Genomic DNA, 12,649 nt, shown 5'->3' with positions numbered 1-12,649 from the left:
GATTGAACACCGTGACTGCTCATTCAAATCTGAACATCGTACCGTTCGTCAGTGTGGACCATATGATGAGACTGGTGCTGAAGGTCGGGATCGAGACCTTTCTCACAGAACTCGCCGCAGTGATCGAGGACGATTTCCGCCGGTGGGAACAGTTCGACAAGACGCCGCGTATCGCGTCGCACTCCAAGGAGGGCGTGATCGAGCTGATGCCGACAAGTGACGGCACGCTCTACGGCTTCAAATATGTCAACGGTCACCCGAAGAACACGAAAGAAGGGCGCCAGACAGTCACCGCCTTCGGCGTGCTCTCGGATGTTGGCAATGGCTACCCCATGCTTCTCTCGGAAATGACCATCCTGACAGCGCTTCGCACGGCAGCGATGTCGGCAGTCGCCGCCAAACACCTCGCTCGCGCGAACGCAAAGACCATGGCGATCATCGGCAACGGCGCTCAGAGCGAGTTCCAGGCACTTGCCTTCAAGGCGATTGTCGGCGTGAGCGAGCTTCGGCTCTTCGATATCGACCCGAGCGCAACCGAGCGCTGCGCCAGAAATCTCGCCGGCAATGGCTTTGCGATCAAGTCGTGCAGCTCTTCCCAGGAAGCGGTCGAAGGAGCCGACATCATCACGACAGTCACGGCTGACAAGCAGTATGCCACGATCCTGTCCGACAACATGGTCGGTCCGGGTGTGCATATCAACGCCGTCGGCGGGGATTGCCCCGGCAAGACCGAGCTGCACAAGGATATCCTGCTGCGCTCAGATATCTTCGTCGAATATCCGCCGCAAACCCGCATCGAGGGCGAAATCCAGCAGCTCGACGCAGACTATCCGGTGAAGGAACTCTGGGAAGTGATCGCCGGCAAGCGTGAAGGCCGTCAGTCCGAGCGGACGATTACGCTGTTCGATAGCGTCGGTTTTGCCATCGAGGATTTTTCGGCGCTGCGCTACGTGCGCAGCAAGCTTCAGGAGACCGGGCTTTATGTCGATCTCGATCTGCTGGCCGATCCGGACGAGCCTCGTGATCTCTACGGCATGCTGCTGCGTTGTGAGGCGAAGCTGGGCGAGGCGTAGCATCGTCTTTCACATCCCTGCTCGCGGAGGCCAGACAGCAGAGCCAGCCACGCTGTGGCGTGATACGGGGGCGATCTCCCACTCTGCCACGACACCGCTGGAAGTCCCCTGGCGGCGATCCGGGGAAGACGAGGAATTCCACAGCCGCAGTGGACTAGGATTGGGACCGAACCCGTTGGCACCAGAACAAGAGGAGCGGGTTTCCGGTACAGCGCATGGCGAGGTCGTTGCCCTCGTCGCTGAAGAATATGCCACCCGGCGAGCGAACGGACCAATCGTCGTCGTTGAGGCGCACTTCGGCGCGTGACAATGCGAGAAAGACGGTCGGATGTTTCTTGCGGTGATCCGGAAAGCGGCTATAGGGCGCCATGATCGTCGCGCCGATATGGACGTCGTCACGCTCCTCCATGCCGCCAGGTCCCACCATCAGCGCATGTGCATGACCCCGTACGAAATTGATGCTTGCGAAAGGCCCCGTTCTCGATCGGTACCAGCGAAGGTCTGGCGCGATTTCCGCGATGGCTTTTCCAAGGTCTGCGATAGGTCCGCCCGCCTTGACTGCCACAGCCAGGGCTTCCGTCAGATATCCCGAGGCTGGCAAGGTGTTGCGGGCGACGCCGAACATTGACGACGGCTTGGAAAGATCGTGGAAGATCTTGCCTGCGGTGTAGCGCGCCATGGACGGGACATCGTGAGCAAACAGAAGGTTGCCCGCTGCATTGATCAGTCGCTGCAATGCGATGGGCCGATGTCCCCAAACCGAGATCGGCCCGTGTCCTTCCGGTGAAGGATCGCAGTCGACCGCGGGAAGGGTCGCACGTGTCGTCATGTTGTGTTCCCTATGAACGGTGCGAACTCCATAGCTGCTACCAAAATGTGTCGCAACACACTTCGTTCATTGCACATTTTCCCTGCCCGCCAGAAGTCCTTCGGCAGGCTCTCCGGCGCCAAGACGATAGTTTCACACAGAGCGCTCGAACTCTTCGTCCGACGTTTCCCGCGCCTTTGGCCAAGTCACGTCTAGACCAATGCATCGTGCTCGGTTCGGCTGTTTGCCACAACCTGATGTTCACTACCAGACGGGCATTCTCCTGCACAAATCAAGCGGTGGCGACCGTGGAATGCCGTCGTCGCCCACAGTCAATCCGCCATGCGCAATTATTCAGAATTTTCACGCTTTATTTTAATAGTTCCGCAAAATCACAATTTTTGACCAATCATTGGCAAACAATTTGACGATTATTTCAATAGGCTTCCGTCAACTGGGAGACGGAAATGGACATTACAATTTTGGATCGGCAGCCCTGTCACCGATCGCCGGGTACAGAAGGCATGCCAGGTTATCTGACCGTGGATCTTGGCGCTCTCGCCCGCAACTATGAGAAGCTGGCGGCCGCCGCAGCGCCGGCCCGCACTGCGGCGGTCGTCAAGGCCGATGCCTATGGCCTTGGCGCCGAGCAGGTGGCCATGAAGCTTTATGCTCATGGCTGCCGCCACTTCTTCGTTGCCCAGTTTGGCGAGGCTCTCCGCCTTAGACCTTGCTTGCCGCTGGACGCGGACATCTTCGTGCTGAACGGCCTGCAGCCCGGCAACGAGCGCGCCTGCGCCCAAGCCGGCATCGTTCCGGTCGTCAATTCGCTGGAACAGCTCCAGCACTGGTCCAGGGCTGGTCAAAGCCTCAACAGCCGTCTGAGAACCGTGGTGCAATTCGACACCGGCATGTCTCGCCTCGGCGTACCGCCGAACGAACGGTTGGCCCTTGCCGAGGCACTGCAGGATGCCGGCTTCATTGAACTCCTCTTCATCATGAGCCACCTTGCCTGCGCCGACGACGTCGAAAGCGCCCAGAACAATGCCCAGCTTGCCGAGATGAGCCGCATCGCGGCGGAGTTCCCCGGCTTCGACATCTGCGTCGCCAACTCTGGCGGCATCTTCCTCGGCGACGCCTATCACTGCGCGCTCGTCCGCCCCGGCATCGCGCTGTACGGTGGCGCGCCGACGGCCGGCATACAAAACCCCATGGAAGCAGTTGTGCGGCTCGACGTCGCGGTGGTGCAGACACGCAGCGTCCCCGCCGGCGCAAGCGTCGGCTACAGCGGCGGCCATGTGACGACGGCGGAAACCCGCCTTGCAACCATTGCCGCAGGTTACGCCGATGGCCTTCCGCGCAGCCTGAGCGGCAACGGCGCCGTCTATTGCGACGGAAATCGGCTTCCGATCGTGGGACGCGTGTCGATGGACAGCATCACGGTTGACATCTCCGCATTGCCGGAAGGCCAGCTAAGGCTCGGCACGCTGGTGGAAATCCTCGGCCCGAACCAGACGCTCGAAGACGTGGCGCGCGATGCCGGCACCATTTCCTATGAGATCCTGACCGGTCTCGGAAGCCGCTACGGCCGGAGATACGTCTGACCATTGTATCCCCAGCCGGCCCATCGAGCGGCTTGTCGTGATCGGCATCATCGGCTTACAGCAGGCGTGCCGAAGACGTGCCATCGCTGAAAACGCGGTTGCCGAATTGGCGAAGCGCCAAGGAAGAATGCATCGTTGCTTCGCAGCGACGCAAAGGTCCCCTTGCCATCGTGTTTTACTTTGACGCGTGGTCGCGAGGCGAGACAAACCCAGAGGGCGGACGGCAACCTCGGCGCTCCCCCACGCTCGGCAAACGCACACTGAACCTGTGGAGGGCCGACCGAAGGGGCACGCGGGGTGCGCAAGACAACTTCCATTGTCCGCCGGAACAATCGCGGCAGCACACTCTTGACAGGTTCTTCTAAAACATTGCAAGCTTAGTGACAGTGTAGGTTTACGCCTCACAAGAATCGCCCCGTTCAACGCACGTTGATGACGATCCGGAGTTCGCACCTCCTGGAACAGGGTCCTAGCGAAACTGGCCAACGGTCAGTTCAACTATGGAGCTGGTGGGGCATGGAGACCGATCTCCCCTTTCGTAATATTTTTTGCTTTGACGGCAATGGGAAAACCCCGCCCGATGGTGGGTTAGTCTATGGCTTTCACCGCGTTACCTGCCGGAACACACGTTCGCGTGAAGCCCGTCACGGGGCCCCGGCAAGCACGCCTGAAAATCCGTCGGGGCGCCCCGCCTCTGTTGCACGAAGAGACATCTCTCGTGCGCGTTCCAGCAACGACAATCGGCACCGATCTCTGCATCGGGCATGAGCCCATGCTGCGGCATGAGCCTCTGCCCCGATGGCTATGTCGAAGTGTCTGATTGAAATGGGGTTCAACTCGAAGCGCAACGTCAGCAAAGGTATGGAGGAGTTTACCTTGGCAATTATAAAAGAGGGAAGTGCATCAAGCAGGCGCCCGGAAGACGAAAAACTCAGCATCGGCGCCAATATCGCATATGGACTGCAGCACGTTCTGACGATGTATGGCGGCATCGTCGCCGTGCCCCTTATTGTCGGTCAGGCTGCGGGGCTTAGCCCAGGTGACGTCGGCCTCCTGGTAACGGCCTCGCTTTTTGCCGGCGGTCTCGCCACCATCCTGCAAACACTGGGATTGCCATTCTTCGGGAGCCGGTTGCCGCTTGTGCAGGGCGTCTCGTTCTCAGGGGTTGCGACAATGGTCGCGATTTCCGGCAACGGAGGAATCCCGTCCATTCTGGGCGCCGTTATCGCAGCTTCCTTGATCGGGCTATTGATTACGCCTGTGTTCTCAAGGATTACCCGGTTTTTCCCTCCCCTTGTCACCGGGATCGTCATCACCACCATTGGACTGACGCTGATGCCGGTCGCGGCATTCTGGGCGATGGGTGGCAACAACACCTCACCCGATTTCGGAAGCCCGGCGAACATTCAGCTGGCCGCCACGACGCTCGCCATCGTTCTGTTGCTCAGCAAGCTCGGAAGCGCATCCGTCTCGAGGCTCTCCATCCTGCTTGCGCTCGTGATCGGCACAGGCATCGCCTATGCCGCTGGCATGACCGACTTTTCGCAAGTGACAAACGGCCCCCTCTTCGCCTTGCCAGCGATATTTCATTTCGGCTATCCGACCTTTGAGATCGCCGCCATCGTCTCCATGCTGATCGTCATCATCGTGACGCTCGTCGAGACATCGGCCGACATTCTCGCCGTTGGCGAAATCGTCGAAACCAAGGTCGATTCGCGCCGCCTGGGCGATGGCCTTCGAGCCGATATGCTGTCGAGCATTCTCGCACCGGTGTTCGGGTCGTTCACGCAGAGCGCCTTTGCCCAGAACGTCGGGCTTGTCGCCGTAACCGGCGTCAAGAGCCGCTACGTGGTCGCGACAGGCGGTGTTTTCCTCGTCGTCCTCGGCCTTCTCCCGGTGATGGGACGCGTTGTTGCAGCGGTGCCAAGTTCCGTTCTCGGTGGAGCCGGCATCGTCCTTTTCGGCACGGTCGCGGCAAGCGGCATCCGCACGCTCTCCAAGGTCGACTACCACAACAACATGAATTTGATCATCGTCGCGACGTCGATCGGCTTCGGCATGATCCCCATCGCGTCACCGGGATTTTACGAACATTTCCCCACCTGGGTTGCAACGATCTTTCATTCTGGGATCAGCTCCGCTGCCTTGATGGCGATCGTCCTCAACTTGCTGTTCAACCATTTCAAAACGGGCAATGCCGACCAGCAGTCAGTGTTCGTGGCGGGCACGGAACGAACGATCCGCTACAAGGACATCGTCCGGCTTCGCGACGGCGACTACTTCCTCAACGGCAAGCTTTACGACGAAAAAGGCATCGAAATACCGATGATTCCTGAAGGCGCCCACTGAGCAGCGCTTTGAAAACACCTTCCGGACCGAGGTCCAAGCTTTGGTCCGGATCAATTTCATTCCCGACATTTCAAGGAGAAGAAGAATGTCAGAACAAATCGAACCCGCACGTCTGCTCGACGCCCTGCTCACCGCCATGGAGGAGGGTATCATTCCCGCCACGGAGGCCGGCGTTGCCGCCGGCAACAAGATCTTCGGAGCGGCACTCCTGCGCAAATCGGACCTTTCCACGGTCCTTGTCGAAACCAACAACGAGACTGAAAATCCCCTGTGGCACGGCGAAGTTCACACCCTGAAGCGCTTTTATGAGATGACAGGTTCCGAGCGACCGGACTCAAAAGACCTCATTTTCCTGTCGACCCATGAGCCGTGCTCAATGTGCCTTTCGGCGATCACCTGGGCAGGGTTCGACAACTTCTTCTATTTCTTCAGCCACGAGGATTCCCGGGATGCGTTTTCCATTCCCCACGATCTGAAGATCCTGAAGGAGGTCTTCACCTTGGAGCCAGGGGGGTACAATCGATCGAATTCGTTCTGGAATGGCCAGTCGATCGGGGGACTGATCGATCAATTGCCCGAGCCGCAGCGCTCCGATCTGAAAGAAAGGGCTTCCGCAATCGGACGGAAGTACGACGACCTCTCTGCCGTCTATCAAGCCGGCAAGGGCGAAAATGCAATCCCCCTCAACTAAGGCCCCGCTCTCCCCGTTTTGCGTCGGTTTTGATGGAAACCGCTGCTGACGGGCTGACGGAAGCGTTCGGTGTAGCTCTTGGTGGGCTACACCGAATTCCATGACACGCAACCCTTGCGCTGCGGCCGGTTGGTCGTACGGTCGCGGGCCAGGCAGCCCTCGCAATCATTGCGGCCAGACCTTGCATGCTCCCGCAGAAAGTTGCGGATATCAACCAATACGAGCATTTCTTCTGCAAAGCCACATTGACGCAACCTACAAAATCGGCACAACGCGTCGAAGCTACAATCGGCTGGAATCACTCAACTCTTTTGGGGACATCTCGCAAGGGCATCCTAGACAGACTGCATCGTGGGGGCGATGGCTAGATGAAGATACTGAAACGCGTGCGTCAATCTATGATTGAGGGCCTGCCAAACCGGCAGTTTGTCCAATTTACAAACGGCACCAGCGTATTGAAGGGCTACCGCCATCGCATCGCGATGCATAGCAACGACAATACGATGACGGTCATGGACGGAAACGACAAGCTGCGTATTTGCCGCCGCGACCGGCTCTGGCTCTATAAGCGCGGTATCAGCGCCCGCGTGAACCAACTGGCGGAATCCTATCTGCTTCATCACATATCGGAACCACTCCAAGGCGCTTTTATCGATTGCGGCGCCAATGTCGGCGAACTGGGTGCATACAGTCGTTCGAAGGGCCTGGAGTACCACGCCTTTGAGCCGGAGGGCCTGGAAGCGGACTGCTGCGACCGTAACAATTTCGGCGGCAAGCCCCAGACAAACCGGTTCGGGCTCTGGTCGAGTGACGGAGAACTGACATTTTACTCCAAGCCCGGGACTGCAGACGGTTCGCTTTTCGAGACCGAGCAATATGCCGACCGCTTCCAGGTCAAGGTCAGGAGCCTCGATAGCTATGCAGCTGAGACGGGCCTGACGAATGTTGCCATCTTGAAGATCGAAGCAGAGGGTGCGGAACCGGAAATCCTCGCTGGCGCTCGCGAAACCCTGAAGTCGACGCGCTATGTCACCGTGGATTGCGGCTTCGAAAAAGGGGTGGCAAAGGAAAGCACCCTCATCCCGGTCTTCAATGTCCTACTGGACGCCGGCTTTGAAGCGATCGACTGGAACCCGCGACGAGTGACGGCTCTTTTCAAGAACCGGGCCACGTAGGTTCGAGGATCGCATGACCGTATAACTGATCCTCTCTGAAGGCGCATTCTCCAGGGATGTGCGCCGAAGAGCCTGTTGGAGCGCGTGGCAAAAAACATCGCGGCGAATTCGTTCAGTGCTGCGACCAAACAAAACTCGTCGCCGACGTTGCGATGGCCGCGATATACCGCCGCCTTTTGGTCTCATTTTATCCATGCCACGTCCACCGGCCATCGAATATCGCAACCGCCAATGACGACGGCTGCGATTGCATTGCGTTTCCATTGGGGAGTGTGCACTCGATCTGCGCACCAGCCGCAACCTTGCGGCAATGCTCCTCAATCAAATGTGCCGCCGTCGCACAGACACATTGGAGAATCGATGCATGCGCCTACTCCTTGTAGAGGACGAGCCCGAGATGGCTGCCGCGCTCGGCGTCGCCCTTGGTCGGTATGACATGATCCTTGACCACGCGCCGTCGCTCGATCACGCCATCGCCGCGATGGCCAATCAGGTCCACGACGCGATCATTCTCGATCGGCAACTGCCCGACGGCGACGGATTGACGCTCATTCCGCGTGTTCGTGCGCTGAAGTCGGGCATTCCGGTGATCGTGCTGACGGCACGTGGCAGCGTCGACGAGCGGATCAGGGGACTGGACATGGGCGCTGACGATTATCTCGCCAAACCCTTCGCCGTCGAGGAGTTGCTGGCAAGGCTTCGCGCGTTGATGCGCCGTGCGCCCGATATCGCACCGATGACTGCACGCATCGGCAACCTTGTCTTCGATTTCGATGGTCGGGAAGCCCGCATCGACGGCCGCGTCCTGGAGCTTCCCCGCCGCGAACTGCTTGTGCTGGAGGCGTTGGTGCGGCGGCAGGGCAGAACCGTGCAACGTTCGACACTGGAGGAGTCGGTCTACGGATACGACGACGAGATCCAGTCCAATTCGCTCGACGCACATGTTTCGCGGCTGCGCAGGAAGCTGCTGGAATCGGGTTCCGGCGTTGAAATCCACGGCATTCGCGGGGTTGGATATCTGCTGAGGACATTGTCGTGACCACGAGCACCAACCACTCGCTGAAGAAGCGGCTGATCTGGCATATCCTGACATTTCAGGTGCTTCTGCTCGTGGCCGTCATTGCCGGCTTCATGGCCCTTTTGATCAGGGCCGATCTCGGCGGCATGATCCTCGACGCCGGTTCGGCATCGCTCGCCGCCAGCTCAGTCGAGGTTGGCCCGGACCAGAAGCTTAAACTGAAAGACACGCCCGAGTTGCGCGCCATGCGCGCCGAGACGCCGGGCTTCTGGTTCGTCGTGCGCAACGATCGCGGCGAGACGGTTCAAAGCGGACCGGTGCCCGACGCCTATCGCAGCATCGGCGAACATCTCGATCGCGTGACATTTGCCGATATCCGGGACGGTATGGCGCCTTACATGCTCTCGGCCATCGCCCGGGTGGTTGAGACCGAGACCGGTACCTATACCGTCCTGACGGGCGGCGGACGCCTGTGGAGCGCCTCGTTCGCCGTGTTCTTCCTGACGAACCTGCTGCTGCTGCCGATCGTTCTGATCCTCGTTCTCATCCCCGCCTTCGCCATTCCGATCATCGTGCGCCGTGCCTTTGCAAGCCTTGCCGAGGTCGCCGACCATGCCAGGAGCATCGATGTCGACCGTCGCGGCGCCCGCCTGCCCGATGGTCGCGTTCCCGGTGAAGTGCGCCCGCTCGTGGAAGCGGTCAACGGCGCGCTGCAGCGATTGGACGAAGGTTACGAACGACGCCAGCGCTTCATCATGGATGCCGCCCACGAGCTCAGGACACCGGTCGCAATTCTGCAGACGCGTCTTGAGGGCATGGACTTCGGCCCGCTGCGCAGCCGCCTGCTGGTTGACACCGCCCGTATTGCCGGGCTCGCCGAACAATTGCTTGACCTCGAGCGCATCGATCGCGACAGCGCTCACTTCGCCCCAATCGACCTGGTCACACTCTGCCGCGATGTGGCTGCCGACCTCGCCCCTCTCGCACTGTCGGCCGGCTGCGACATCTCCTTTACCCACGGACCCGATCAGGTCAGTACGCGCGGAGATGCCGGCGCCCTGGAGCGTGCCGTCACCAATCTGGTGCGCAACGCGATCGAGCATGCGGGCGGGCTGATTTCCATTCACGTCGAACGTGGCGGTATCATCGAGGTTAGCGACGCAGGTCCCGGCATTCCCGAAAGCGAGAGGGAACGGATCTTCGAGCCATTTCACCGGCTGCAACCCCGCGACCACGGCGCGGGCCTTGGGCTCCATCTCGTCAGCGAGATCGTCAGCCGCCACAAGGGGCACATATCGGTGGTCTGCGCGCAGACTGGTGGCGCCTGCTTCCGGATGATCCTACCGGCCGCGTGAGACGGGCGCGAGCGTCGGCTTGCCTTGGCTCCGCCACAGAGGCTAACAGGTTATTAATAATGAAATCAGCACTTTAATCGATATTTGCAATGTTGATGCAATCCGCGCGGCGCACAAATGCGCACATCTTCCAGCATCGATGATCGCGCCAGACCGGCGCGAAACAGCGAGCGGAGATGAGAGCGCCATTCCCGGCGCCATGTCCAATCCACGGAGCAACGCCATGCAGCAGCATTACAAACTTTCCCTCTGGCTCGGTATCGCCTTCCTGGCAACAGCCGGTATGCAACAGGCACGGGCCGCCGACCCCTATTCGCCGGAACCGGCGTCCTCCTACCAGGATCCGCCCGCCTTCAACTGGAGTGGTGCCTATGTCGGCGCCCATGGCGGTCTCGGCTTTACCGGCAGCCCCAATCCGTTTGCCGACCGCAACGGCGTCGCCTTCGGTGCTCAGGCCGGCTACAACATGCAGATGGGTCCGGGCATCGTCGGCGCTGAAATCGAAGGCTCCTATCTCGGCGATACGGAACACAATGTCAGCGGCGGCAAGCTCAAGGAGAAATGGCGCGGCGCGATCAAGGCGAAGGCCGGCCTCTCGTTCGATCAGACGCTTGTTTACGGCACTGCCGGTTATGCCATGACCAGCTACAAGAAGGGTGGCGGCGTTCAGAACGATGTCGGTTTCAAGGGCGGCTATCTGCTCGGCGCCGGCGTCGAACAGGCCTTTGCCGGCGGCCTGTCGGCAAAAATCGAATACAACTACATCACCACCCCTGATGTGCGCACCAACACGGCCTTCGGATCGAGCGAGAAGGACATCAACAGCCATGTCATCAAGGCCGGCGTAAACATGCGCTTCTGATGTTTCTCGCGTGATCCCTGCGCCGTTGCCCATTCCTCCCAAGGCGGCGGCGCTCAGATCGAAATGGAACGACCAAGGCGATGGCCGGAGCGGCCCTCGCCTTCACGTTTCGACCTTCCGCGCGAACGGCGGCAAGGTTGCCCGCCCGTCCCTCTGCGCCTAAGCCGCAGCCTCCGAGACCTCGACTTCGGCGTTCGAAAGCCGCCGCCAGATTGGCGCCATTGCGTCGGCAATATCCCGATAAAGCTCGTAGCGTCGCGTGTAATGGCGCGCCATGGCGGCGTTCGGGCGGTAGTGACGTTCCGTCTTCACCATCGCTGCGGCACCTTCCGAGAAATCAGCAAAGATGCCTGCCCCCGTGCCGGCGGCGATTGCGGCCCCCAGCGCGCCGGTCTCGCGCGAACGGGCGACCGACACCGGAACCCCGAGCACGTCGGCAAAGATCTGCGGCCAAATCAGGCTGCGCGATCCGCCGCCCGAAAGCACCGCCTCGTCGAAGGTCGCTCCTGCAGCGCGCATGGTGGCGATGTGCTGGCGATGACCAAAGGCGACACCTTCGAGAACCGCGCGAACGAGATGCCCCTTCGTGTGCCAGCCGGCAACGCCATAAAATCCAGCCCGAGCATTGCCGTCCTGCTGCGCGCCATAAAGGAACGGGTGATAGATCGGATCGTTGGCGGCAGGCTCGATCTCGGCAGCAAGCGCGCAGCAGACATCGTATGGCGATCGCCCGTCTTCGATGCCGCTTTCTGCGAAGAACTCGCGCACCAGCCATTCGAGATTGGCCGCCGAGGTCGCGCTCGATTCGATCGCCATATAGCGGCTGCGATCGAAGGTGGAGGACATGAAGACCGGACCGGAAAGGTCGGGGCCGTCGATGATGACCTGATTGATGCTCCATGTCCCCGCGATGATCGAGGCAGCGCCAGTGCGGGTAACGCCTGAGCCGACGGCCGAGGCGATGACATCGAAGAGACCGCCGACCACCGGCGTGCCAGCGGCCAGCCCTGTCTGCGCCGCCGCCTCCGGCGTCACGGTGCCGACAACATCGGCACTTTCGGCAAGATCCGGCAACAGGCCGGTTGCCTCGCCGAGATCGAAGGCGGCCATCAGATCACGATCGTAGTGCCGGTTGACGACATTCAGGAGACCGCAACCGGTCATATCAGAGACATCGCTGACCCGTTTGCCGGTCAGGCGGTTGACGATGAAATCCTTGCACAGGAACACCGTGCCTATCCTGCCGAAGGTCTCCGGCTGGTAGCGCTTGAGCCAGGCCAGCAGGGTTGGCGTTTGTGACGGCCAGGGGCGTTGTCGGCCGATGGCGTAGGTCCGGTCCCCGACCCCTTGAGCCTTCCATTCCTCGACCAGCCCGGCGGCGCGGGTGTCGAGCGACTGGATGCCGAGAAGCGGTTCGCCGCCTTGATCGAGCGCGTAAAGGCCGTTGCCATGGCCCGCACAACCGATCGCGACGATTTCCTCGGCGCGGATGCCGGCCCGCTCGACGCATTGGCGGATGACTGCCCGGGCATGGGTCCACAGCTCTTCGAGCCCCCGCTCGACATGCCCGGGCCGCGGAACCCGACTGTGCCCCTCCTGCGCAGCCGCCGCGATCTCATTGCCCTCAAGGTCGAAGATCACCGCCTTGATCACGGTGTTTCCGGCGTCGAGTCCCAGAAGATAGTCTGCCATTGAAGAACCCCTCCAAGGTTCG

At 60.4% G+C, this 12,649-nt stretch carries 10 protein-coding genes; 8 read left to right on the top strand and 2 right to left on the bottom strand.

All coding sequences use genetic code 11. The features are described 5' to 3' along the window. Positions 1-11: 11 nt before the first annotated feature. Positions 12-1,073 carry an ornithine cyclodeaminase gene (gene ocd, locus AC1Q80_RS17400; protein ID WP_345791053.1) on the top strand — a complete coding sequence of 354 codons (1,062 nt, stop codon included), beginning with the start codon at positions 12-14 and terminating at the stop codon, positions 1,071-1,073. Positions 1,074-1,227: 154 nt separating this feature from the next. Here the strand turns inward: ocd and AC1Q80_RS17395 are convergent, their stop codons facing one another. Next, positions 1,228-1,902 (bottom strand): dimethylsulfonioproprionate lyase family protein, encoded by a 675-nt coding sequence (locus AC1Q80_RS17395; protein ID WP_173421701.1) that lies wholly within the window; start codon positions 1,900-1,902, stop codon positions 1,228-1,230. A gap of 446 nt (positions 1,903-2,348) precedes the next feature. On the opposite strand from AC1Q80_RS17395, the gene alr reads away from it, so the two are divergent. The 7 genes from alr to AC1Q80_RS17360 all read left to right on the top strand — a co-directional run bounded on the left by alr (position 2,349) and on the right by AC1Q80_RS17360 (position 10,935). Then, positions 2,349-3,485, top strand: a complete 1,137-nt coding sequence (gene alr, locus AC1Q80_RS17390) for an alanine racemase (RefSeq protein WP_492361265.1) — start codon at positions 2,349-2,351, stop codon at positions 3,483-3,485. Positions 3,486-4,346: 861 nt separating this feature from the next. Next, positions 4,347-5,834 (top strand): nucleobase:cation symporter-2 family protein, encoded by a 1,488-nt coding sequence (locus AC1Q80_RS17385; RefSeq protein WP_492361332.1) that lies wholly within the window; start codon positions 4,347-4,349, stop codon positions 5,832-5,834. 85 nt (positions 5,835-5,919) lie between these two features. Continuing rightward, the gene (locus tag AC1Q80_RS17380) at positions 5,920-6,525 is read left to right on the top strand and encodes a nucleoside deaminase (RefSeq protein ID WP_173421699.1); all 606 of its coding nucleotides are present in this window, start codon (positions 5,920-5,922) and stop codon (positions 6,523-6,525) included. A gap of 368 nt (positions 6,526-6,893) precedes the next feature. Further along, entirely contained in the window at positions 6,894-7,700 is an 807-nt protein-coding gene (locus tag AC1Q80_RS17375; RefSeq protein WP_492361264.1) for an FkbM family methyltransferase, read from the top strand. A 364-nt stretch (positions 7,701-8,064) separates the two neighbouring features. Then, positions 8,065-8,739: a response regulator transcription factor gene (locus AC1Q80_RS17370; RefSeq protein WP_173421697.1), complete on the top strand. Its 675-nt coding sequence runs from the start codon at positions 8,065-8,067 to the stop codon at positions 8,737-8,739. After that, complete coding sequence (locus AC1Q80_RS17365; RefSeq protein ID WP_492361263.1) at positions 8,736-10,073, top strand: sensor histidine kinase; 1,338 nt, start codon at positions 8,736-8,738, stop codon at positions 10,071-10,073. The genes AC1Q80_RS17370 and AC1Q80_RS17365 overlap by 4 nt, the downstream gene beginning before the upstream one ends. A gap of 223 nt (positions 10,074-10,296) precedes the next feature. After that, a complete protein-coding gene (locus tag AC1Q80_RS17360; protein ID WP_209789471.1) occupies positions 10,297-10,935 on the top strand; it encodes an outer membrane protein in 639 nt (212 codons plus the stop codon). A gap of 159 nt (positions 10,936-11,094) precedes the next feature. Here AC1Q80_RS17360 and AC1Q80_RS17355 read toward each other — a convergent pair whose 3' ends face one another. Continuing rightward, on the bottom strand, positions 11,095-12,627 hold the full coding sequence (locus AC1Q80_RS17355) for an FGGY-family carbohydrate kinase (protein ID WP_492361262.1): 1,533 nt from the start codon (positions 12,625-12,627) through the stop codon (positions 11,095-11,097). Positions 12,628-12,649: the final 22 nt, after the last annotated feature.

The organism is Ensifer sp. GW823-FHT05D09, from assembly GCF_058795755.1.
The sequence above is the reverse complement of the archived record's forward strand: the minus strand, read 5'-3'. Positions and strand labels throughout refer to the sequence as shown.

What these genes read in the sequence shown, in the direction of transcription:
- AC1Q80_RS17395 (WP_173421701.1), bottom strand. Translation starts at nt 1,902, where the DNA reads ATGACGACACGTGCGACCCTTCCCGCGGTCGACTGCGATCCTTCACCG.
- alr (WP_492361265.1), top strand. Translation starts at nt 2,349, where the DNA reads ATGGACATTACAATTTTGGATCGGCAGCCCTGTCACCGATCGCCGGGT.
- AC1Q80_RS17385 (WP_492361332.1), top strand. Translation starts at nt 4,347, where the DNA reads ATGGAGGAGTTTACCTTGGCAATTATAAAAGAGGGAAGTGCATCAAGC.
- AC1Q80_RS17380 (WP_173421699.1), top strand. Translation starts at nt 5,920, where the DNA reads ATGTCAGAACAAATCGAACCCGCACGTCTGCTCGACGCCCTGCTCACC.
- AC1Q80_RS17375 (WP_492361264.1), top strand. Translation starts at nt 6,894, where the DNA reads ATGAAGATACTGAAACGCGTGCGTCAATCTATGATTGAGGGCCTGCCA.
- AC1Q80_RS17370 (WP_173421697.1), top strand. Translation starts at nt 8,065, where the DNA reads ATGCGCCTACTCCTTGTAGAGGACGAGCCCGAGATGGCTGCCGCGCTC.
- AC1Q80_RS17360 (WP_209789471.1), top strand. Translation starts at nt 10,297, where the DNA reads ATGCAGCAGCATTACAAACTTTCCCTCTGGCTCGGTATCGCCTTCCTG.
- AC1Q80_RS17355 (WP_492361262.1), bottom strand. Translation starts at nt 12,627, where the DNA reads ATGGCAGACTATCTTCTGGGACTCGACGCCGGAAACACCGTGATCAAG.